Below are 22,255 nucleotides of genomic sequence, written 5' to 3' on the forward strand. Positions count from 1 at the left end.
GGTAGACATGACCAAGAAGCCAAGCCGCGTTCGCATCCTGATGATGCCCTATCAGGGCAAACTCAGCCGGCGTTCTTGGCTTCCATGAGGAACTTGAGGATAACGTCACCGGCCTTTGCTGCCCCTTCGCCTTCGGGTCCATGAAGACCAACGGCTGGAGGGCGGCCTCAATCAGCGTAAGCGAGCGCCGGCGTGCGGGCGGCGGGCAGCCGCGAGCAACGCGCCAGCTCATAATACTTTCCGTGTTGATATTGATTCCCCGGCACTCAACGGAGCTGGGATTATCCGTTTCGCTGCATGGCGATCTTCGCATATACGTCCCGACGTCAACGACTTCCGCGCGGCCGGACTGTGACCGTTCAGCGCGGAAGTCGTCCACCATGGACACGCTAGAGCAGGATGCAATTCGCATGATCTTATCCGAAAAGTCTGCAACTTTTCGGGATCATGCTCTAGTTCCCTCCGGTTAACCGCTTCCCGCGATCCGGCGCGATTTCAGATGGCCGAGAAGCCGCCGTCGACATTCAACTCCATCCCATTCACGAAGCTCGAATCGTCTGAAGCAAGAAACAGCGCGACCGCCGCAATTTCCTCGGGACGACCCATCCTGCCGCGCGGGATCAGGGATTCGAACATCAGCTTCGCCTCCTCGGTGAGAACCTGGTCCTGCATCGGTGTGGCGATCGGCCCCGGGTGCAGCACGTTCACCCGGATATTCCTGCCCTTCAGTTCGTTGAGCCAACCGCGTGCGAATGCGTGCAGCGTCGCCTTGCTCGCCGCATACACGCTGTAGCCAGGAAAACCTTTGATCGAAGCAACCGACCCGGTCATGAAGATCGATCCGCCATCGTTGAACAGCGGCAACGCCTTCTGGACTGTAAACAGCGTGCCGCGCGCATTCAGGTTGAAGGTCGCATCGAAGTGCTGCTCGGTGATCTCGCCCAGTGGGACGCCTTCGCCCGTGCCGGCGCTCGCATACAGGATGTCGATCTTGCCCTTTTCCCGCTTGACTGTGTCGAACAGGCGGTCGAGGTCGTCGAGATTGGACGCGTCGCCGCGCACGCCGGTTACGTTCCGGCCGATCAGCTTGACGGCCTCGTCCAGCGATTCCTGCCTCCGGCCCGTGATGAAAACATAGGCGCCTTCTTCAACGAACCGCTTGGCGCTCGCCAGCGCCATACCGCTCGATCCACCCGTGATGACTGCAACCTTACCTTCAAGCTTTCCCATGACTTCTCCTTATCGTCGTGTTGGACAGCGCCTGTTGCCATTTATCCACATGCACTGTATTGTATGGATCACTGATCCGTTTTGGCAATCGGATCGCCGATCCACATATATGGATCATTGATCCGCTTATCAAGGCAGTCCATGCGAGCCGACGCAGAAAAAAATCGCAGCCAAATTCTCACGGTCGCGCGTGACGTCGTCACCGAGCATGGTACCGACGCGTCGATGCGCGATATTGCCCGCCGCGCCGGCGTCGGCTTGGCCACGCTGCTTCGTCATTTCCCGACGCGAGAAGCCCTGTTCGAAGCGTTGCTGTGCACCAATCTGGACGCACTGACGCAGAAGGCAGACGAACTCGAAGCGTCGACTTCGGCTGACGAAGCACTTCTCTCCTGGTTTCGAGAATTGGTGGCATTCACCCAAAGCTATAGGGGCGTTGTCGCCATGATGGCGGCCGCCCGCACGAACCTGGACTCCGCTCTTTATGCTTCATGCGCAGCGGTGCACGCAGCAGGCGCGCGACTACTGCTCCATGCTCAGGGCGAGGGAACGGCGCGCGCCGATATGAGTGGGGACGACCTGTTCGCCCTGATAACGGCTCTCGGCTGGGCGGTCGACCAACCCTCATTCGCGCCACGGGCAGATCATCTCGTTCACCTCATTACGAGCGCCATCCTGACAAGCCCTTCAAGCAACGATGCCAAGCAGGCAGCGTGTTGAATCAGATCAGCAATCGGATCATCGAAGTTATTTTTCGGAATCATCCCGGATGGGCGTGAACGTCGCGATGTGGGCACAAAGGAGACTCGCGCACCGTTCGCACGCGTTGTTCCGCGATTACCGGTGCGGGCAACGTCGGTGCCCGCGCTGATGCTCCGCACCGCGGCATGCGCCTTTCCTTCTTTGTCACGCTTGCCCCGGCTCAGCCGCAAGCGATTTTGTAAGGCGCGCCGCCAGCTGTTCTCCCGCTTGCTTGGCGGCGGCGTGCGCCTGCTTAAGATTGGACGCCGCGAGGTCCCGCAAAGAGGCCATAGCGGGATTAACATCAGCGAGGGTCAGCTCAACATCGATGAGTTGGAGGTCCAATCCCCAGTTGTCTTCGAAGATGCGCCTAAGCCAGGGCGTCGCGTGGTCCCAGCCTTCCTTGGGCATGCCAGGGCCGTACGCGCCTCCACGCGCTGAGATCAGATAGGCGGGACGCTTCGAGATCGGCGACGGCACCTTAACGGTGAAACGCGGTTCGGTGACCAGAAGGTCAATCCACGCCTTAGCGTGTTGCGAAACAGCGTAATTGTAGAGCGGAACCGAAAAAATGAAGGCATCTGCTGCCAGCATCTCATCGGCCAATTTGGTTGCCAGCGCTGCCGCCTCCACCTCCTCCGTCGTGTGTTCGCTGAGGGCCTTTGGACCAGCCTGCACGGCACGGGCCCAAGCTGTTGCAGGCAGGGGTGAAAGGCCAACGTCCCGCCTCACGACATCCAGCTCTGCCAGTTGCGTTCGGATAGAGTCCTCGAGCGTTGAAGCTAGAGCGCGGCTTTGAGAGCCGACGGCACGAATGCTTGCATCCAAACGAAAAATCGTCGTCACGGCTCAAGCCTTCCTCTTGTTGAGAAAGGCGACCAGCGCCTCATTCACTGCCTCAGACGCCTCGAGCTGTGGCCAGTGCCCGACGCCCTCAAGTGGTAGAAACCCCTGGAGGTTTGGCACGGCCGGCTTGAGATCTTCCTCGTTCAAAGCTCGCATCTTAACCATGCTGTCTGCTGTGCCATACGCAAAGAAGGCTGGCTGTTGGATCTTCGCCCCGGCAAATGCTTTTGCTTGGTCGAAATAGGGCTGCATGCCGCGATAGATATTCAGTGGGCCGTGGAAGCCATCACGCTGGAAGCCTGCGATCATCGTCTCGGCGTCCTCACGGTCAGCGAAGGGCGGGATGCCGATCGGGGATGGCCGGTGCATATCTTTGCTTGGGTCCATCGGACCCCATGCTTCGGAAGCATTGGGCAACCCCGACATCCAATAGAGAGCGCCCGGGAAAGTCGTGGCCGCATCCGCCCACTCCTGGTCGGCCTCCGGCTTCATGTGACGGAACATATAAAAGGCTCCCTCCTTGCCGGCGGCCTTCAGCATTTCGAGCATGCTGGGCCCCGCACCCGGTAGCACCGGAGGGACACTGAGGCCGAAGACCGCGTCAAACAGATCCGGACGCATCACCGCCGCGTTCCAGCTCACCGTCGCACCGAAGTCGTGGCCGACCAGGGTAGCGCGCTCGATCCCGAGTTTCGCGAGGATGCCGACAAGGTCTCCGACATGGTAGAGAACCGTGTAGAGCGCGGCGTCTTCAGGCTTGGAGCTATCGCCGTAGCCACGCGTATCGAACGATATCGCACGGTAACCCGCGGCCGCGACTGCCGCCATCTGCCGGCGCCAGCCCCGCCATCCGTCAGGAAAGCCGTGAACGAACAGCACAGCCGGGCCATCGCCTTCCTCGACAACGTTCAGCTTGACGCCATTGGTTTCTACAAAGGTCTGCTTCAGCGATCTATTCCGATCCACGAAAGTCATCTTTCATGCTCCATTTGAATTGTGAAATTGACGCACGCGATGCGGCGACCGCTGAGATCGATCTGTGAAGTATACAGTTCGATAATAGTTCGCGTGCGATCGAGATGGTGTTCGGGTTACTTTGAACTCTCTGTCATCCGTCTCGGAGTCAGTCGCAGACTAACCACTGCCTGACTCCGAGAATTGATGTCAGCACCGGATCGAGTTACTTCCCTGCGAACTGGATCTTCGGGATCGGCTCGTGTTTGCGCACAGCCGCGACCGCAATGGCCATTCCCTCTGCGCCATCCTTGGTGTCGAGGATGCCAGCGCCGAGCTGGGTGGAGATTATGTCGGCAGCCGCAACGCCGCCGGTAGCCCAGGTGTGGATGAGCGTGCGCGCCTTGCCGTACGCGAGGGTCGGCCCTGTCGCGAGATGCCGCACGAGTTCGTCGGAGACCTCCTCCAACTTGCCGTCAGGCGCTGAATGGGTTGCGATACCCAGATCGACTGCGACCTTTCCGAAAATTGGCTCCGAAAGCAGGACGAAGCGAGTAGCGAGTGTTTTGCCGACGCGATCGGCGAGCCGCTGCACCCCGCCTGCCATTGGAATGCCGCCGACCGACACTTCCGGGAGGACGAGCATCGCCGACTCTGCGACGACCAGGAAATCGAACGCCAGGAGCAGTTCGAAACCGCCGCCCAAGGCCATCCCTGCTACCGAAGCAACCGTGGGGACGGGCAGTTCCTCGATGAGACGGATCGAAGCCAGGATGTCGGCCGCAAACGCTTCGAGAAATTTCGAGCCCTTGTCACCGATGGCGCCCAGATCGTCTGCCACGGCGATGTTGCCGGACGCGGACGTCAAGTGAAGGACGCGGATGTCGCTTGCATATGCCTGGCGAACGGCGGCCCGCAGCGACGAGGGAAAGTCGGACCCTGGCTCGCTGTCTGTATCACCGAGCAAGATCAGTTTGCCCACCGCACCGTGTTGCTCGAAGCGGAACGAACTCATGTTTTACCTCCTAGTTTGCTGACTATCTAGCCAGGCAGGCCTAACGCCTGCTACAAAATGGCCCGTGTCTCACGTCGCGATTGGCGGATGACCAAAGCCGATTATGTTATGTACGTTACAGAATGGAGTGCTGTCAATGGCCCGCCCCCGCGCGTTCGAAGAAAGTGAAGTGCTAGATCGCGCGGCGGACGTCTTCGGTCGCCGGGGCTACGACGGCTCAACCATGGCGGAACTGACGGCCGCAATGGGCTTGAACTCTCCCAGCATCTACGCGGCTTTCGGAAGCAAGCGCGGGCTTTTCGACGCTGTTCTCGGCCGGTGTAGTGCGCGCGAGGACGAGCACTGGGAGTGGGCGCTCACAGCCCCCACGGCCGAAGAAGTCGTCAAGCGCTTGCTGACGACCTCGCCAGCGCAGGAGTCTAGCCGCATACTCGTTCATGCGGGCTTGGCGATGGGCAGTGAGAATGCCGACATTCCCGCTGCCCTGCTTCATCGCCGCCAATCGGCAGAACTGAAACTGCGAGACCGGTTCGAAGAGGCGAAACGGAGTGGCGAACTCCCTGTGGACGCTGATGCCTCAGGGCTGGCGAGCTATGTGACGTCGGTTCTCGGCGGCCTCGCCATGAAAGCCGCCGGCGGCGCGCCGCACGACGACTTGCGAGAGGGTGCCGAACAGGCGATGGCGGCCTGGCGGGCGATCAGCGACGTTGCGGCCGCCGCGAGCGCTTCAACGAGGGGATCGACGCCGGCCGATCAACTTCGCGAACCACGAAAATTCAGTGCTGACGCAGCGCTCGATGCCGCCATGAAGGTTTTTTGGACCAAGGGTTTCGCGGGCGCGTCGCTGAATGATCTGACCGAGGCCATGGGAATTACCCGCCCAAGCCTCTATGCCGCATTCGGCAACAAAGAAGCGCTCTTCTTCAAGGCCCTCGAGCTCTATCAATCCCTTCGAGGGGACTACATGGCTAGAGCGCTCCAGTCTCCGACAGCGCGAGGCGTTTTCGAAGCAATCCTGAGGGGGACGCTACGCACCCAACTGGCGGAGGGACAACCGCGCGGCTGCCTCATGGTCCTTAACTCAATGCCGGGCGGCGATGAGGCGCAGGTGATCCGCAACGAGATCCTCAGGCGCCAGGCCGTCGGGCGCGATCTGCTCGCCGCCCGGTTTGAAAGGGCCAAGATCGAGGGCGACCTACTGCCCACCGTAAATGTCGACGGCCTTGTGCGTTTCGTCCAATCCATGATGAACGGCATCCTCATGCAGGGGGCGGCAGGGGCAAGCCGAAGCGAGCTTGAGGGACTCGTCGAGAGCAGCTTGGCTATGTGGACCGCATCCGCCCAATTACCGATCGATAAAGATTAGGCGCGACTGGCAAATATCAACATCTTTACCGATCGGTATAGCGATCTTCTCTCGGGCGTGCCATCATGATGTCGAGAGTCTGGCGCGAGAGATAAACGTTGTGAGCCTTCGATCGCTTCATGCGCTCCTTCGGGATCGTCCAGACTGCATTCTCGAAATCCACCTCATCCCAGACTGCATCCTGCAGCTCGCTCTTTCGCACCATCGTCAACAGATACAGTTTCATACCCAGCCGGATAGTCGGTAGCGTCGCGATGTTCTCGAGCTGCCTAAGCATGATCCGGATCTCGGTAGGAGACAGCGAGCGATCCTTCGGTACGAAGGTCGCGATTGATGCCGGGCCGACGTCGTCGGCCGGGTTTGCGATTTTCTCGCCGTGCAGGATGGCGTAGATTTGCTTCAGGATATCCCGAACATGGATCGCCGTCGCCGGCGCGCCGCGATCGACGATCTTCCCGCAGTGCGCACGCAGATCGTCCGGCGTGATCTCCGTGAGAAGCCGATTGCGCCATACTGGAAGGAGTTCCCTTTCGAAGATCGAACGCCTCATCGCCCGCGTGCTGTCAGCCATCGGCGCATTCACGAGCCACTTCTCTCCGAATTCCCCAAAGCTCTTAGCTTCCTTGAGCCGCCGCTTCTCGCGCTGCTTCTCGATCGCAGGCGATCGCCCTTCGCTGATAGCGCGCCGCGCATCGATGCAGAGCTCGCGAGCGCGGGCGAGTGAGATCCCGTCGCGCCCGTACTTGCCAAGGTAGATGGTCTCGCGCCGCCCGTTCAGGCGATAGTCAAGGCGAAAGGATATCGCTCCCGAAGGCATGACGCGAGCGTACATGCCGTCCCGATCCGCGACTTTGTACATCTTGCTCTGTGGCTTCAGTGCCTTGATCGCAGCATCCGTCAGCATTCCGCGCCACCTCCAAAAAGTACCGTCATATGGTTTTGGGTGGTCCTCTGCGTGTGACTTAGTATCAGATACTTACAGCCCAAAAAGTACCGTCAAGGACCTCATCTGCCCTGACGGTACTTCGGATTTTGGAGCTGATCAATATGGCCGAGGCCCGTCACGTGGACCGTCAAGCCTGATTTCTGGCCATCGATAGAAGCCGATAGATGCCGAGGTAATTTTTATTATTTATCAGCGTGTTATGGCGAACAATGGCGTGGTTTTGGATACCGTTGGAGGGGTAAAAATTATTCCCACTCGATCGTGCCAGGCGGCTTCGACGTTACGTCATAAACCACGCGGTTGATGCCGCGCACTTCGTTGATGATGCGGGTTGCGGCGCGGCCAAGGAATTCCATGTCGTAGTGATAGAAATCCGCGGTCATGCCGTCGACCGAGGTGACGGCGCGGAGCGCGCAGACGAATTCGTAAGTGCGGCCGTCGCCCATGACGCCGACGGTCTGGACCGGAAGCAGCACGGCGAAGGCCTGCCAAATGGCATCGTAGAGACCGGCCTTGCGGATTTCGTCGAGATAGATGGCATCGGCTTCCCGCAGGATGTCGAGCTTCTCGCGAGTGATGCCGCCCGGGCAGCGGATTGCAAGACCCGGCCCTGGGAAGGGGTGACGGCCGATGAAGCTGTCGGGCAATCCGAGCTCCTTACCGAGCGCGCGCACTTCATCCTTGAAGAGTTCGCGCAGCGGCTCCACGAGCTGCATGTTCATGCGCTCCGGCAGGCCGCCGACATTGTGGTGCGACTTGATGGTGACCGACGGGCCGCCGGTGAAGGAGACGCTCTCGATGACATCCGGATAGAGCGTGCCCTGGCCCAAGAAGTCGGCGCCGCCGAGCTTCTTCGCTTCTTCCTCGAAGGTTTCGATGAACAGGCGGCCGATGATCTTGCGCTTGGTTTCCGGATCGCTGACGCCTTCGAGCTCGCCGATGAACCTGTCTGAGGCATCGACATGCAGCAGATGCAGATTGTAATGCTCGCGGAACATCGCGACGACGTTTGCCGCCTCGTCTTTCCGCATCAGACCGTGATCGACCAGGATGCAGGTGAGTTGGTCGCCGACGGCTTCATGGATCAAGAGCGCTGCGACCGAGCTGTCGACGCCGCCGGAAAGCGCGCAGATGACGCGCTTGTCGCCGACCTGCTGGCGGATCTGTTCGACCGCCTTCTGGTGATAGGCCGACATCGACCAGTCGCCCTTGATGCCGGCGATGTTGTGAATGAAGTTGCCGATGAGCTTCGCGCCATCCGGGGTATGCACGACTTCCGGATGGAATTGCACGCCATAATATTTGCGTTTTTCGTCGGCAATGAAGGCATATGGCGCGTTGGAGGAAGTCGCGACGACCTCGAAGCCCTTGGGCAGCGCCGTGACGCGGTCGCCATGGCTCATCCACACCTGATGGCGCGATCCGGAGGACCAGAGGCCCTCGAAGAGCTGGCAATCCTTGTCGACGTCCAGAAAAGCGCGGCCGAATTCGCGGTGATGACCGCTCTCGACCTTGCCGCCGAGCTGCATGCACATGGTCTGCTGGCCGTAGCAGATGCCGAAGACCGGCAGGCCGCTGTCGAAGATAATCTGCGGCGCGCGCGGCGAACCCTCATCGACCGTTGAAGCCGGGCTGCCGGACAGGATCACAGCTTTCGGTTGAAGGCGCTTGAAGCTCTCTTCGGCGGACTGGAAGGGAACGATCTCGCAATAGACACCGGTCTCGCGCACGCGGCGTGCGATCAGCTGGGTCACTTGGCTGCCGAAATCGACAATGAGAACGCTGTCGGGATGTGCTGTCTGGGTCATGGCGAGCCTTTAATGAAAAGCACCCGTTCTGGCAATGCAGGAAATCGGCCGAGCCGGGATTTTATTGTCCTGATTGTCCCTGCTTCAAGGCGTTTTAGAACCAAAAGACACCGTCTTCCAATGCTGTGAACAGACTGTCGACGGCATAGGAGAGCTTACGGTCGATCACGTGCAGATATTCCGTCCAGCCCGAAATATGCTGCAGCTCTTCGACGCCATCGGAAATGCCGCGAAGGCCGATCAATGGCAGGCTATAGCCTTGGCAGGCGCGGAGGATCGCGAATGTTTCCATGTCCACCATGTCGGCAGCGATGTTCTTGTAGGCCGGTCCCGATATGACGTTACCGCCGGTCGAAAGGCTGGCCTCTGGAATGCCGGGAATGCGAAGCGGCAGATCGATGACGGCAGGAAGGTCGAGGAAGGGCGTGCTGCCTTTCTCGAAGCCGAGCGGCGATGCATCCATGTCGCGATAGGAAACGGACGTAACCTGATAGACCTCCGTCTGCTCCAGCGTTGCGGAGCCTGCCGAGCCGAGAGAAACGACAAGCTGCGGCAGGTCGTCGGCCTGATCGAGCCGGGAAAGCGTCTTCGTCATCGCGATCGCAGCCTCGACCGGACCGACGCCAGTCATCAGCGGCTCGAAGCGGGAGCGCAGGAAGGGACCGTATTCGGCTTCGGCCGCCATGACGAAGAGGATGGACTTGCCGGCCACCGGCTTCAGTTCGAATTTCATCCCGTAATTCCTTCTCTGCCGCGGACGACCATCATCGTTCCCGTCATGGAGGCGATCAGTTTGGCCGGTCCGTCGTCAATCGCATAGCCGCGCCCGTCGGCAACGATGATGTTGGAGCCGGGTTTGGTGATCTCGCCGCGAAACAGGAAGCGTTCCCCCCGCCCAGGCGACATCAGGTTGACCTTGAATTCGATCGTGAGGATCGAGGCATCGGCGTCGATGACGCTGTAGGCGGCAAAGCCGCAGGCGCTGTCGAGCGCTGCCGAAATGACGCCGGCATGAAGAATGCCATGCTGTTGCGTTAGCTTGACGTCGAAGGGCAGCTCGATCTCCACCACGCCGTGCTCGACCCGCGTCAGTTCGGCGCCGATCGTTTCCATCGCCGCCTGGCGCGCGAAGCTCTGCCGGATCCGCTCGCGGAAATCACCGCTGTCCCTAACATTCATGCATTTGTCCCCTTGCAACCGCGAAAGTGGCACGGCACGCCGGATTCGACAAGGATGAGCAGGGGGAAATCAGTTCCAGATAGATGGTCGCGCCGTTGACGACTGCCGCACCGAGGATTCAGCCGCGCCCGCGCTTAATCCCGACGATATGCTGGTCCCATGCCACATCGCTGCGCGTCGCAAGGAATTTCCCGTCATAGGAAGAAACCGCAAATCCGTGCCGAGCGGGGGCGATGCCGGAAGCATCGGAGATCATGTCCTCGGCCAGTACGTTGCCGGAGCGGGCATCGATCGTCACGGAGGCTCCCTTCGGCGAGGTCACACCGACGAGGCCGTCCTTGCGGTTGACGGCGATGGCGCCGACATAGTTGCCGAGCCGGCGGGTGGTTTTCTCCGGCAGGTCGATGAAGGTTAGCTCCTCGCCTTTGGCGAAGCGGCCGACGAGCGGTGGCAGGTCGTTGCGGTGGCCTTCGTACTGGCATGCGAACCACACGCTGCCACCAGCGTCGATATCGACGTGACGGGTCGAGACCTGCGACCATTGCGGCGGCAGAACATGTTTTTCGACGAGCATGCCATTCGCCGCATCGATCAGCGTCAGTGACGGCTGCATGTTGCCGAGGTTGAGCTTCATGCGACCGGAATCCGGATGGGTTTCGATGCCGCCATTGGCGACGACAAGCCAGCGGCCGTCGTCGGAGACAGTCATATCGTGAGGGCCGACCCCATAGGTCTCGAACTCGCCGATGCGGGCGAAGCGGCTTGTCGCATCATAAAGACCGATCATGCCGCGATTGCCGTCGAAATCGTTCTCGCTGGCGTAGAGAACGCGTCCGTCCGGCGAAAAGGCGCCGTGCCCGTAAAAGTGGCGACCTTCGGCGGATGTGATGACGATCGGTTCGCCCTTATTCCAAGGGTCGAAGATCATTGCGTAGGTGCCGGGGCGACGGGCAAAGGCGACCGTCTTGCCTGTGGCCGGACTGAAGGCCATGCCGTGCGCGCGAGTGGGGAGTGTTATCTGATCAACGATTTCCCCACGCTCGGTCACGGTTGCGACAGCAAAGGAGCCGTCGGCGGCGCGGATGCCCGAGGCATAGACCGCATCGGCGCGCTCAAGTGCCAGCAGCCCGCGCGGCTGCAATGCGGCGAGAAAGCTCAGCCCCGCTGCCTTGACTAAACTGCGCCGGTCGATGGCAGCGCTCCGCCACATCGGCTCAGTCCCCGTCGGAGAAGGAGAAGCCGGCGGAAAGGCCGATTGCGCCGCCATATTCGTCGCTTATGCGGGTGATCAGCGCGCGGCTTGTTGCCAGAAATGCGTCAAGCTTGGCTTTCTCCGCATCGCTGGTGGCCACGTCGATATCCGGATTGAGTTTCGGGACTGTGTCGAGCAGCGTTTTGAAGTTCGCCTCGATCGCATCGGCGATGGGCTTCTTGTCGGCAGGCAGGAGCTCCGCCATTCCAGCCTTTTGCCAGAGCGTGCGCAGTCCCTCGATGTTTGCCGTCATCGACTTCCAGGTGTTTTTCGAGCGCCAGTAGATAGCCATGCGCGGGCGCGGCGCGGTGTCCCGGCCTTTGTAGAACAGCTCCAGCCGCTGATCGCGGACGGTTTCGGCGCCGTGGACAAGAATGCCGAGAAGCGCGGTCGCCGCTTCCTTGTTATCCATGAAATCTTCGCTTTGGGGACCGGGACGTTTCCAGCTTGCCTGCACACCATCCGGCTTCTCCCAAGCCGCAACGACTTCGCCGGCCTCCCGCTGGATATTGCCCGCGACAGCCGCGCCGTATTGGCAGCGGAACCCGTTCTTTTGACCAACCAGCTGATCGGAGCCGTTGCCGTAAAGCACGTATTCCAGTGCCGTGAGACCCTGCAGGGCAACGCTCTTTCCGCCAATCGCATCGACTGTCGCATCCTTCGGGTCGGCCTTGGCGAGCAGCGCCTGCACCTGCCTGAGACCCACGCCCTTGCGGTCAGGGAAGAAGAGGATGTGTTCGAAGAGGTTGTCGTGCATCACCGGGCCGGTCTGTACGATTTCGATGATCGACCAATAGCGGATCGTATCGTCGAAGGCAGATTTGGCCTTGTCCAGAGTCTGCTGGGTCCCGTTGTCACAGAGATCCTTCATCGCCGTCGTCAGGCGTGCTGCAGACTGCTGCATATTGCGGTAGCCGGGCCGGATCACCTCATCGACGGCGCGCGCCATTACAGCCGGGACAGCCTCCTCGTTCAGCCCCGCCGGCGTCGACGCAGTCTGCGCAGTTGCCGATGTCGCAAGCACGAGCGAAAGCAGGAGAGGTTGCCAAAGGCGCATTACAGGGACTCCAGGAATCTGATCAAGGCCTCTCTATCGTCTTTCGGCAGAGAGGAGAATGCATCGCGGGCCTTTTCCGCTTCGCCGCCGTGCCAGAGGATCGCTTCGGTGAGATTTCTGGCGCGGCCGTCGTGAAGGAAAAAGCTGTGCCCGCTGACAGTCCGGGTCAGTCCTATACCCCATAGCGGCGGCGTGCGCCATTCACGTCCGCTTGCGCGGCCAACTTGCTGGCCATCAGCAAGACCCTCACCCATGTCATGCAGCAGGAAGTCCGAATACGGCCAGATAAGCTGAAAAGACTGGGCCTTTTCGGCCGCATCCCGACGGGTGACGAATTTGGGCACGTGGCAAGATATGCAGCCGGACCGATAGAAAAGTTCCTTGCCCCGCAGCGTCTCCGGGAAGCTTGCCTTTCGCCGCGCTGGCACGGCGAGGTTAGCGGAATAGAAGGTCACGAGGTCGAGGATAGGCCCGGGTGCCTCTTCATTGCCGAGGCGCTTTTGAACACCGGTCGGCATTTTTTGGCATTTCATCTCGGCCTGCGTGCAATCGCCATGCGCATCCGGCCGGTCGGGCGTCGATATGCCGATGTCGCTCAAGAAAGCAGCAGCGCTCTGGTCGCGCACTGTCGCATTCTGCGCCTTCCAGCCGAAGCGGCCAAGGGTGGCTGCGCCGATGCGAGAATCGCGAACAATGGCAGCCTTGCCCGAAATGCCGTCGCTATTCTTGTCGTCCGGATCGGCATGCGCAAGGATATCGGCTGTCGGAATGGCTTCAATGAGGCCCAGCCCGATCATCGCCGGGGCAACACGCGGCGATATCGTCGTTGCCGGGTCGAGCGGGCCGTAAGCTAGATCCTTGATTTCGTAGGTCGGCGCGCGCAGTGAGACTGTTTCTCCACCGGCAAGCGTAACGGTCTTTGGCGTATAGCGGATTGCCATCTTGCCTTCGGCGGCGAGACCGGGCACGGCAAGATCCTGCAGCTGATGGCCATAAGCAGGGTCGGGGAAATTGACGGCGTTAGCATTTGCGATCGCCTCTCTTTCTTCCGGTGTCGCCGCTGCTCGTGCAAGGCGAAGGAACATCGAAGTGGCGCTGACGCCGCCTTCAGGTGGCTTGCCGCGTCCGTCGTTCACGTGGCAGCTCATGCACGAGCGCGCATTGAAGAGCGGCCCGAGTCCGTCCGATGCCTGTGTCGAGGATGGTGCGGAAACCCAGAGCTTCTTGAAGAGTGCGTTGCCGAGATTGAAGTTCTGCTCTTGCTCGAAGGAGATGTTCCCCGAGATATGCGAGAAGGAATCCTGTGTAACCGGATCAATCGATGTGGCGGCACCCGCCTGCATCGCTTCATATGGCTCGGCCTTGGAAAAATCACTCGCCGGGCGCGTCACGGCCTCGGCGCGCTTCAAATCGGCATCGGAAAGGTCTGTCCGTTTCGCCGGAAGATCGAAGTTGGCGGCAATGGCCGCTGAAAGGCCGGCAAGCGTGGCGCAGAAGGCTGCGCTGAAGTAAAGGCGGCGAGCCGGATTATGCGGCATTTTCGGGGTTCGGGCCGCTTCGGTTCGGAAGCGACCCGCCTTTTTGCTTATTGGAAGACAGCGTTAGGATTATCCAGGCTGTCGGAACCTTCAAGCTGAACCGTACCGAGATCGAGTGCGGCAATAACGCGTTGGATCGACTTCGTCTGGTCGATGAGGCCGTCGATGGCGGCTTGAACGGCGGCGTTGCCATCCTTGTTGCCTTCGGCGATCATCTGGTCGTATTTCTCGACCGTCTCGCCGCGCTTTGCCATGGCGTTCATCGCATCAAGCGTCGTCTTCAGCTTGCCCGCCACCTCGGCATCAAGCGCCTTGTCCTTGGCGGCAACGAGATCGTGCAGTGATGCGCCGGTCAGTTTCGTTCCGTCGACGCGGGTGTAATCCCCGGTGTAAGCGGCGGCGATGCCGACCGCATCGTTAAGGTGCGAGTTATAGGTGTTGTCAGAGAAGCAATCATGCTCCTCTTCCGGATCGTGCAGCAACAGGCCAAGCTTCATGCGCTCGCCGGCGAGTTCGCCGTAGGAAAGTGAGCCCATGCCGGTCAGGATCGCGACGAGGCCGACCTTCGGATCAGCTTCGACGTTCTTCGTCGCAGCACCGTCAGCCGCCCAATTGTCGGTCATTTCCTGCAGGTCGGAGACGAGCAGCGTGGAGGCCGACTTCAGATATTCGGCACGCCGGTCGCAATTGCCATGCGTGCAATTCTTGAGGTCGTAGTCCGTTGCCGGGCGGTCGCCCGACCCAGGACCTGTACCGTTCAGGTCCTGGCCCCAGAGCAGGAATTCAATAGCATGGTAGCCGGTCGCGACATTGGCTTCGACACCGCCTGCTTCCTGCAACGTGCCGGACAGGAACTCCGGCGTCAGCTTTGAAGCGTCGACATCCTTGCCGTCGATCTTGATCGTCTTGTTGGCGATGACGTTTGCAACAAAGAGCGCGTTTTCGTCGCTCTCCGTACCGTAGGACGCATCAACGTAATCGATCAGGCCCTCATCGAGCGGCCAGGCGTTGACCTTGCCTTCCCAGTCATCGACAATCGGATTGCCGAAGCGGTAGACTTCCGTCTGCTGATAGGGAACACGGGCCGCAAGCCACGCATCCTTGGCGGCCTTCAGCGTCTCGTCGTTCGGCGCCTTCAGGAAGGCATCGATCGCCTTGTCGAGCGCCTTCGCGGTGATCAGCGAATCTTCGTACTTGGCATGGGCCACTTCGGCATAATGCTTCACGACGGCGGCAGCGTCGGTGTCTGCGAGGGCCGCGGCGGGGAATAGGGGGGCTACCGCCAGCGCCAATGCTGCGCAGAAATTCTTGTTGAGCTTCATGATCCTCTCCTGTGACGGATATCCGTCTGAAATCACCCAAATCTCTTCGCGCAAAAGAAAACCAGTGTCAAACACTCTAGTTTGGAATGATTTTAAGGATGGAATTTGTCTGAAAGCGCGTGATTAGAAAGGACTTTGCTTGGAAAAAGGCAGAAGGTTGATCTATTAGCGTGCAATTGCTCAATTTCTGATCTGGATTCCCCGCGTGCGCCATCACATCAGGCATTTCATCCATCGTCACGAACAAAAAGGTGAGACTCATCACCATCTGAAATCCGGCATAGGCGCGATGGTGGGCATGCTTTCCGTTGGAGCGTTGACGATCGCGACGGGCATTCCGCTGCTTATTGCACCCTTCGGCGCGAGTGCTGTCCTGCTTTTCGGCCAGCCGCAGAGCCCCCTTGCTCAACCGGTAAACGTCCTCGGCGGCTATCTGCTGGCGGCGCTGATTGCTGGTCTGGCCGCCTTCTTCTTTCCGGGCATCTGGTGGGCTGGGGCGGTCGCGGTCGGTCTTGCGATTGCTGGCATGCTGCTGTTGCGGATCACGCATCCACCGGCGGGTGCGGTGCCGCTTGTGGCGTTCGGCTCGCATCTCGGTGGGCTGACGCTCTTTACCGTCGTTTTTCTGGGCGGCGTCCTGCTGGTGGCGATTGCCGTGGTGCACCACTTAATCCCACCGCGTCTTCAATACCCGTTGCGTGCGCCGGAGGCGCCTTAAGCTTTCCGGTGCATCCGGCAGAAGAAAAAGCCGTCCGTATCAGTCGATGCCGGTGTCAGCGTAACTGTTTCACCGTCTGACGAACGCGGGCGCGGTGCATCCTTGCCGAACAGATCGTTCCATGCAGGCAGGGCGCTTTCGATGGCGAATTCCGGATTTTCCGTGGTGAAGCGACGGACCTGCGCCTCATTCTCCTGCGGCAACACGGAACAGGTGACGTAAATCAATTCGCCGCCGGGGCGAACGAAGGCGCTTGCCTGTTTCAGCGCATCCAGTTGCTGGCTGGTGCGTTCATCGAGATTTTTCGCCGTCAGCCGCCATTTGGTATCCGGGCGGCGGCGCCAAGTGCCGGTGCCGGTGCAGGGTGCATCGACCAGCACCTTGTCGCAGCGAGCGCGCAGGCTCGAAAGCGCCTTCGCATCGTCGTGCACTTGAACATTGCGCGTACCGGCGCGCTTCAGACGCTCGATGATCGGCGCGAGGCGTTTGCGGTCGGCGTCATAAGCATGGATCTGGCCTTTATTGTGCATCGCTGCCGCCATGGCCAGGGTCTTGCCGCCACCTCCGGCGCAATAGTCGAGCACCTGCTCGCCATCTTTCGGCAGCACCAGATCGGCAACGATCTGCGATCCCTCGTCTTGAACTTCGAACCAGCCTTTTTGAAAGGAAAGCTCAGCCGTGACATTCGGAAGCCGCGAGGCGCCTTCACCGGCAGGAATCCGGATGCCGTACCGCGCGATCTTCGCTTCATGCGCGCCAGCTCTTTCAAGCGCCTTGACCGCCTTTTCGCGGCTGGCCTTCAGGATGTTGGCTCGCAGGTCGAGCGTCGGGCGGGAGGCGAGTGCCTGCGCTTCGGCAAGCCAGCTATCGCCGAATGCCGTCTCGAAGGAGCTTTGCACCCACTCGGGAATATCACCCTGGGCATGGGGAGGCGCGGAGGAAAGAGCCCGGCTCTGGAAGGCTGCGAGCGCTGCATCGGGCAGAGAAGGCGGCGCGAACCTGTCGTCGGAAAGTTCGGCGGCAAGCGCTTCCGGCGTGAACCGCCATTGGCGGAACATGACGGCATAGGCAATCGCCAGCGGGCTGTCATCATCCATCAGAAACGAATGCGAAAGCCGCATGCGCAAAGCATCATAAACGATGTTGCCGATTGCGGCGCGATCGCCGGACCCTGCGAAGCGATGCGCGAGGCCCCAGTCCTTCAGCGCGTCGGCGACAGGTCTTTTGCGCTGATCGATATCAGCAAGAACCGAAATCGCCCCCTCGAGGCGGCCGCCCAAACGCATTCACAAAACTCCTGTTGCCACGAACGTGTGAACGATCCGCGGGAAGCGTGACTGACGCTGCGGATGATTTCACAAGTCTCAACCGCGTGGTAACCGCGATTGACGGCAAGAGCAAGCGCCGTCCGGCGCTGGTAGCGGACGCCTTAGCTGGCGGCGACGACTTCGTAGCAGACCTTGGCAGTACCGGAGCGGACCATACCGATGTTCTGTGCGGCGGCGCGCGAAAGGTCGAGAACACGGCCGCGGATGAACGGGCCACGGTCATTGACGCGAACGATGACGCTGCGGCCATTGTTGCGGTTGGTGACTCTAAGCTTGGTACCGAACCGAAGCGAACGGTGAGCGGCAGTCAAAACGGCAGGATTCATACGTTCGCCGGAAGCTGTTTTGGAATGCAGTGCGTACCACGAAGCGCCGCCACATCCGGCTGCAGCAAATCCTTCGGCAGGAAGGATGAAAGAACTAGCTGCAATAGCTGTGACAATGACTATAGAACGGCTGATATTCTTCAAAACGGATTACCCCTCAACTATTGAATTCCGCCTTTACGGGCGGCGGGGCTTAAATCCGGCGAAAAGTGGCAAAAAAGTGCCGCCGATTATCACGGAATGTTACAAGCTGTAACACTTGTGAGTCCGGAGGAATTCGAGTTGAAAAAGTTCGACTACCGGAAAAATGGAAAAAAGATAAGAGAATCAGGTAAAATTAGAACAAATTTTTCTGCTGCAACGCGCCGTGACGCTTTGTTAAAAAAGTAACAAAAATAATTTTCCGATCTCGCCACAATTGATGCCTCATTTGCGCAAATTCAGAGGCCATTAACCATAATGCGAGCGAAAATCAGATCGCAAAAATTCCAAAGTAGGAATTTTCTACTCATTTCGAATATGCTGGAATCGCGTATTCAGGTTAACCGCGCCACCGTCCGCTCTGCCACAATTGTGCAAGCGACATCGGGTAGTTCGGGAAGGAAAAGGTGTAGCCCGCGGCTTTCAATTTGGCGTTCGAAACGCGCTTATTTTCGCCGTAGAACGAGCGTGCCATCGGCGTCAGCTCGGCGGTTTCGAAGGGCTGTTCCGGAGGTGGCTCAACACCCATCAGCCGCGCTGCTTCGACGATGACATCCTGCGGCGGGCCAGGCAGGTCATCCGTCACATTATATATGCCACCAAGGGACCGGTCCGCGAGGTAGCGCGCCGACGCGCCGATATCCTCAACGCGGATGCGATTGAAAACCTGATCCTTCTTGATCAGGCGCCGGGCCGTGCCTCGGTCGAGATTGATGAACGCGTTGCGGCCCGGGCCGTAGATGCCCGACAGCCGCAGTACGGCAGCCGGAATACCGAGGTCCCTGCCAAGCGCCAGCCACGCATCCTCCGCCTCGAGCCTTTCCTTCGATCGCCCGGAAACAGGGACGCAGACCGTCTCTTCGCTGACCCACGCACCCTTGTGGTCGCCGTAAACGCCAACAGTGGAAAGATAGCCGATCCACTGCAGCGCCGGCATCATCTTGCCGAGTTCGGCGCCTGCGCGATTGATCAGCGGGTCCCCGGCTTCCCGCGGAGCGATCGACTGGACAAGGTGTGTGACGCTTCGCATGGCCTCAAGCAAGGCGTCGCTGATGATCTCGCCGTCGAAAATGAAGGCTTCGATCCCTTGGCTGCGGAGCAGCTCAGCCTTGTCAGCCGATCGGGTTGTGCCGGAAATGCGGACGCTTGCGGCCGAGAAAGCCTTGGCAATCGCCGTGCCGGAATAGCCACAGCCGAAAATCATCACATGCATCACACCACTCCCGCCAATTGCCATTCCGCACGCACGTCAGCGTCCGGCTCATCCGGCCTTTGTGCCGCAAAGGCGCCAAATTCGCCAGGCTCCATCAATCGCGAAAGCGCCCAGATTGCCATGCCGCGAACAGCTGGAGACGCATCGGCCGCCAACCGCCGGCATTGACCGATAAGGCCGCGATCGCCGGAATTTCCGGCGGCGATCAGCACGTTGCGGATAAAGCGGTTCCTGCCGATGCGCTTGACCGGAGAGCCACTGAAGAAGATCCGGAAAGCCGCGTCATCCAGCGTCAGAAGAAAGGCGATCGACGGCTCTTTCAGGTCTTCGCGCGCCTGCAGCTTCATTTCGGATGCCGAGGCAGCAAACTTGTTCCATGGACAAGCGGCAAGACAGTCGTCGCAGCCATAGATACGATTGCCGATCAGCGGCCGGAATTCGGGATCGATCGGGCCTTTGTGCTCGATCGTCAGGTACGAGATGCAGCGCCGCGCGTCGATCTGATACGGCGCTGGGAATGCATTGGTCGGACAGGCATCGAGACAAGCGCGGCAGGAGCCGCAATGATCGATCTCAGCGCCATCTATATTGAGATCGGCTGTTGTGAACATCGAGCCGAGGAAGAGCCATGAACCGTGGCTGCGGCTGACCAGATTGGTATGCTTGCCCTGCCAGCCGAGACCTGCTGCGGCGGCGAGCGGTTTTTCCATCACCGGTGCCGTGTCGACAAAGACTTTGACGTCGACGCCTGCCCGTGCCGTAAAGCGGGTCGCGATCTCCTTGAGCCGTCCCTTGATGACGTCGTGATAGTCGCGATTGCGTGCATAGACGGAGATTGCCGCCTTGTCCGGCTTTTCAAGAATCTGGCGCGGGTCTTCCCCGGGGCCGTAATTGAGGCCGAAGACAACGATGGACTTCACATCGCTCCAGAGCGTGCGAGGATCGCCACGGCGATCGCGCGTTTCCGCCATCCATTCCATCGTGCCGTGACGTCCGGCATCGATGAATTCGCCAAGCCGTTCCTTCGCTTCGGGAATCGAATCCGGCCGCGTGATGCGACAGAGATCAAAGCCGAGTGCTGCCGCCTCGGCATGAACAAAGGCGGTCAAATTGTCGCGGCGCTTGCGTTCCTTATCGTCTGTCATCCGTTCGGGCATCGAAAGCCCTCGTCAGAAATCCAGGTCTGCGTAGTGAGAGACCGGTGTCAGTCCACGCACCCGCTCCGTCAGCAGCGGGCGGAAGGATGGCCGTGATTTCATGCGCTGATACCAATCCTTGGCGATCGGCGATTCAGTCCAATCGATCTCGCCGAGATAGTCGAGGATCGAGAGCGAAGCGGCCGCCGCAAGGTCGGCATAGCTCATGCGGTCTCCTGCCAGCCACTGCCGCGAACCGGCAAGCCAGGTCAGGTATTTCATATGCTGGCGGATATTAGCGCGTGCCGTGCGCAGGATTTTCGAATCCGGTGCACCGCCGCCCTGATCTGCGCTCATCTGCAACTTATACACGCGCTCCCGTGCCAGAGGCCGGGTTACATCCGTCTCCATTTTCTGCATGAACCACTCACCGAGGCGCCGGATCTCCGCGCGCTGGAAAGGATCTTCCGCAAGAAGACGCCTGTCGCGCTTCAGCACGCCGTGCGTTTCATCGAGATATTCCGAAATGACGGCCGCGCCGCAAAGCGCGCGCATACTGTCGTCCACATAGACCGGCAAGGTACCGGCGGGGTTGAGCGCCAGAAAGTCGCGCCGCTTTTCCCAGGTTTGCTCTTCAATAAGATCTGCCTGAAAGCCATACTCGCTCAGAATCAGCCGCACGAAGCGTGAAGCGGATGACATAGGATGATGATAAAGCGTCGGCATCGATACCCGAATTGTTGATTTGTCGCGGCATGCTCGGGGGCATTCATACTCATAGCGCCCTAGTCATGACTCATTCGTTGCAGCTATAGGAGCTTGGCCCCTTCAATACAAGCAAATCGGGTCCCACCCCGTCTCACAAGGGATAAAACATGGCTGATATCTTCAGTGCGCTCATTCTCGGCCTTATCGAGGGCCTCACGGAATTCATACCGGTCTCTTCGACAGCCCATGTCCTGCTGGCAGGCCACTTCCTGGGCTTTCGGTCTCCGGGCAATACATTTGTCGTTCTCATCCAGCTCGGCGCAATCCTTGCGATTCTTCTCGTCTATTTCAAGCGACTGCTGAGCCTTGCCCTTGCTTTGCCGCGTAGTGCGCGGGCGCGGCATTTCGTCCTTGCCGTTCTTTTTGGCTTTCTGCCGGCAGCCGTTATCGGCGCCATTGCGCATGACTTCATCAAGAACGTGCTTTTCGAAACACCGATGCTGATCTGCGTCGTCCTCATTCTCGGCGGCCTCGTCCTCCTTGCCGTCGACAAGATCCAGTTCAAGCCCAAATATCATGATGTGACGGAGTTTTCGCTGCCGATGGCCGTGAAGATAGGTTTCTTCCAATGCCTGGCAATGATCCCGGGGACATCCCGCTCTGGCGCCACGATTGTGGGCGCATTGCTGATGGGCGCCGACAAGCGTTCTGCGGCAGAATTCTCGTTCTTTCTGGCCATGCCGACGATGGTCGGCGCCTTTGCGCTGGACCTCTACGAAAACCGCAATGTGCTGAGCTTTGATGACGGAATGCTCATCGTCGTCGGCTTCGTGGCGGCTTTCGTCTCGGCGCTCTTCGTTGTTCGCGCGCTGCTCAATTTCGTCTCGATCCGGGGCTATGCGCCCTTCGCCTGGTGGCGAATCTTCATCGGCGCGGCAGGCCTGATCGGCTTGACGTTGTTCAGCTGATTTTCAGGGAATTGACATCAGGGGCGGCTCTGGAAAGAGCCGGCCTTTGCCCTCAGTGGCTGAGCGAGGCGGTGGAGCAGGGATCGATGCCATAAGCCGGCGCGCAACCGCCCTTCACCGCTGCGACCGAGCCGGGCGCAATGAAGGAGCCTGCGAGGATAACCAGTGCCGCACACGCAAAAAGAAGCGCGATTGACTTGCCCATCGAATAAAGCCTTTCAAAGTCGATTTAGCGCGCCGCAAAAGGCGCTGAGTCCATCTCAGGACGCGCGGGGTGTGTAGTCAGTGGAGTAGCAAATAGCAATAAATGTTCCTGCTAAATGTGGCGTTAATTTCACTAATTTTTTGATGCGTCTTTTATGCAACGCCATTTTGGCGTGACGCCGTAGAAAGCACGCTAAAC

At 59.7% G+C, this 22,255-nt stretch carries 21 protein-coding genes and 1 pseudogene; 4 read left to right on the forward strand and 18 right to left on the reverse strand.

Translation table 11 applies throughout. The features are described from left to right. Window positions 1-495 precede the first annotated feature (495 nt). Window positions 496-1,230 (reverse strand): SDR family NAD(P)-dependent oxidoreductase, encoded by a 735-nt coding sequence (locus ACZ9BX_RS14270; protein WP_476218602.1) that lies wholly within the window; start codon window positions 1,228-1,230, stop codon window positions 496-498. A gap of 141 nt (window positions 1,231-1,371) precedes the next feature. Here ACZ9BX_RS14270 and ACZ9BX_RS14275 point away from each other — a divergent pair, with 141 nt between their 5' ends. Then, on the forward strand, window positions 1,372-1,950 hold the full coding sequence (locus tag ACZ9BX_RS14275) for a TetR/AcrR family transcriptional regulator (RefSeq protein ID WP_086993442.1): 579 nt from the start codon (window positions 1,372-1,374) through the stop codon (window positions 1,948-1,950). A gap of 186 nt (window positions 1,951-2,136) precedes the next feature. Here ACZ9BX_RS14275 and ACZ9BX_RS14280 read toward each other — a convergent pair whose 3' ends face one another. The 3 genes from ACZ9BX_RS14280 to ACZ9BX_RS14290 form a co-directional block, all read right to left on the reverse strand. Next, window positions 2,137-2,817: an FMN-dependent NADH-azoreductase gene (locus ACZ9BX_RS14280; RefSeq protein WP_476218603.1), complete on the reverse strand. Its 681-nt coding sequence runs from the start codon at window positions 2,815-2,817 to the stop codon at window positions 2,137-2,139. A 3-nt stretch (window positions 2,818-2,820) separates the two neighbouring features. Then, the gene (locus ACZ9BX_RS14285; RefSeq protein ID WP_476218604.1) at window positions 2,821-3,792 is read right to left on the reverse strand and encodes an alpha/beta fold hydrolase; all 972 of its coding nucleotides are present in this window, start codon (window positions 3,790-3,792) and stop codon (window positions 2,821-2,823) included. Between the two features lie 205 nt (window positions 3,793-3,997). Continuing rightward, window positions 3,998-4,786 carry an enoyl-CoA hydratase/isomerase family protein gene (locus ACZ9BX_RS14290; RefSeq protein ID WP_476218605.1) on the reverse strand — a complete coding sequence of 263 codons (789 nt, stop codon included), beginning with the start codon at window positions 4,784-4,786 and terminating at the stop codon, window positions 3,998-4,000. Between the two features lie 136 nt (window positions 4,787-4,922). Here ACZ9BX_RS14290 and ACZ9BX_RS14295 point away from each other — a divergent pair, with 136 nt between their 5' ends. Continuing rightward, window positions 4,923-6,152 carry a TetR/AcrR family transcriptional regulator gene (locus ACZ9BX_RS14295; RefSeq protein WP_476218606.1) on the forward strand — a complete coding sequence of 410 codons (1,230 nt, stop codon included), beginning with the start codon at window positions 4,923-4,925 and terminating at the stop codon, window positions 6,150-6,152. Window positions 6,153-6,210: 58 nt separating this feature from the next. Here ACZ9BX_RS14295 and ACZ9BX_RS14300 read toward each other — a convergent pair. The 8 genes and pseudogenes from ACZ9BX_RS14300 to ACZ9BX_RS14335 form a co-directional block, all read right to left on the reverse strand. Beyond that, window positions 6,211-7,056: pseudogene (locus ACZ9BX_RS14300) on the reverse strand (tyrosine-type recombinase/integrase); the annotation flags it as partial. Window positions 7,057-7,343: 287 nt separating this feature from the next. Then, complete coding sequence (gene guaA / locus ACZ9BX_RS14305; RefSeq protein WP_476218607.1) at window positions 7,344-8,906, reverse strand: glutamine-hydrolyzing GMP synthase; 1,563 nt, start codon at window positions 8,904-8,906, stop codon at window positions 7,344-7,346. A 94-nt stretch (window positions 8,907-9,000) separates the two neighbouring features. Next, window positions 9,001-9,639, reverse strand: a complete 639-nt coding sequence (locus tag ACZ9BX_RS14310; RefSeq protein ID WP_132560696.1) for a 5'-methylthioadenosine/S-adenosylhomocysteine nucleosidase — start codon at window positions 9,637-9,639, stop codon at window positions 9,001-9,003. Next, entirely contained in the window at window positions 9,636-10,085 is a 450-nt protein-coding gene (locus tag ACZ9BX_RS14315; protein ID WP_132560698.1) for a PaaI family thioesterase, read from the reverse strand. The genes ACZ9BX_RS14310 and ACZ9BX_RS14315 overlap by 4 nt, the downstream gene beginning before the upstream one ends. A gap of 118 nt (window positions 10,086-10,203) precedes the next feature. Next, on the reverse strand, window positions 10,204-11,295 hold the full coding sequence (locus ACZ9BX_RS14320) for a DUF1513 domain-containing protein (protein ID WP_476218608.1): 1,092 nt from the start codon (window positions 11,293-11,295) through the stop codon (window positions 10,204-10,206). A gap of 4 nt (window positions 11,296-11,299) precedes the next feature. Then, window positions 11,300-12,394 carry an imelysin family protein gene (locus tag ACZ9BX_RS14325; protein WP_476218609.1) on the reverse strand — a complete coding sequence of 365 codons (1,095 nt, stop codon included), beginning with the start codon at window positions 12,392-12,394 and terminating at the stop codon, window positions 11,300-11,302. Then, the gene (locus ACZ9BX_RS14330; RefSeq protein WP_476218610.1) at window positions 12,394-13,932 is read right to left on the reverse strand and encodes a di-heme oxidoreductase family protein; all 1,539 of its coding nucleotides are present in this window, start codon (window positions 13,930-13,932) and stop codon (window positions 12,394-12,396) included. Before ACZ9BX_RS14330 ends, ACZ9BX_RS14325 begins: the two co-directional genes overlap by 1 nt. Window positions 13,933-13,979: 47 nt before the next feature. Next, complete coding sequence (locus ACZ9BX_RS14335; protein ID WP_476218611.1) at window positions 13,980-15,254, reverse strand: imelysin family protein; 1,275 nt, start codon at window positions 15,252-15,254, stop codon at window positions 13,980-13,982. A gap of 205 nt (window positions 15,255-15,459) precedes the next feature. Here ACZ9BX_RS14335 and ACZ9BX_RS14340 point away from each other — a divergent pair, with 205 nt between their 5' ends. After that, a complete protein-coding gene (locus ACZ9BX_RS14340) occupies window positions 15,460-15,972 on the forward strand; it encodes an HPP family protein (protein ID WP_476218612.1) in 513 nt (170 codons plus the stop codon). Here ACZ9BX_RS14340 and ACZ9BX_RS14345 read toward each other — a convergent pair. The 5 genes from ACZ9BX_RS14345 to ACZ9BX_RS14365 all read right to left on the reverse strand — a co-directional run bounded on the left by ACZ9BX_RS14345 (window position 15,969) and on the right by ACZ9BX_RS14365 (window position 20,902). Beyond that, window positions 15,969-17,258, reverse strand: coding sequence for an RsmB/NOP family class I SAM-dependent RNA methyltransferase (locus tag ACZ9BX_RS14345; protein WP_476218613.1), 1,290 nt, complete (start codon window positions 17,256-17,258; stop codon window positions 15,969-15,971). The genes ACZ9BX_RS14340 and ACZ9BX_RS14345 overlap by 4 nt on opposite strands. Window positions 17,259-17,401: 143 nt before the next feature. Then, window positions 17,402-17,770, reverse strand: a complete 369-nt coding sequence (locus ACZ9BX_RS14350; RefSeq protein WP_476218614.1) for a septal ring lytic transglycosylase RlpA family protein — start codon at window positions 17,768-17,770, stop codon at window positions 17,402-17,404. Between the two features lie 397 nt (window positions 17,771-18,167). Continuing rightward, a complete protein-coding gene (locus tag ACZ9BX_RS14355) occupies window positions 18,168-19,040 on the reverse strand; it encodes an SDR family oxidoreductase (RefSeq protein ID WP_476218615.1) in 873 nt (290 codons plus the stop codon). Beyond that, entirely contained in the window at window positions 19,040-20,197 is a 1,158-nt protein-coding gene (gene queG / locus ACZ9BX_RS14360; protein WP_476218616.1) for a tRNA epoxyqueuosine(34) reductase QueG, read from the reverse strand. The genes ACZ9BX_RS14355 and queG overlap by 1 nt, the downstream gene beginning before the upstream one ends. Before the next feature lie 12 nt (window positions 20,198-20,209). Then, on the reverse strand, window positions 20,210-20,902 hold the full coding sequence (locus ACZ9BX_RS14365; protein ID WP_027510601.1) for a glutathione S-transferase family protein: 693 nt from the start codon (window positions 20,900-20,902) through the stop codon (window positions 20,210-20,212). Window positions 20,903-21,051: 149 nt separating this feature from the next. Between ACZ9BX_RS14365 and ACZ9BX_RS14370 the strand changes: the two genes are divergently transcribed. Continuing rightward, a complete protein-coding gene (locus ACZ9BX_RS14370; RefSeq protein WP_476218617.1) occupies window positions 21,052-21,852 on the forward strand; it encodes an undecaprenyl-diphosphate phosphatase in 801 nt (266 codons plus the stop codon). A gap of 52 nt (window positions 21,853-21,904) precedes the next feature. On the opposite strand, the gene ACZ9BX_RS14375 is transcribed toward ACZ9BX_RS14370, so the two are convergent. Continuing rightward, window positions 21,905-22,057 (reverse strand): hypothetical protein, encoded by a 153-nt coding sequence (locus ACZ9BX_RS14375; RefSeq protein ID WP_476218618.1) that lies wholly within the window; start codon window positions 22,055-22,057, stop codon window positions 21,905-21,907. Window positions 22,058-22,255 lie beyond the last annotated feature (198 nt).

The sequence above is a fragment of the Rhizobium sp. USDA 3886 genome (assembly GCF_056279785.1).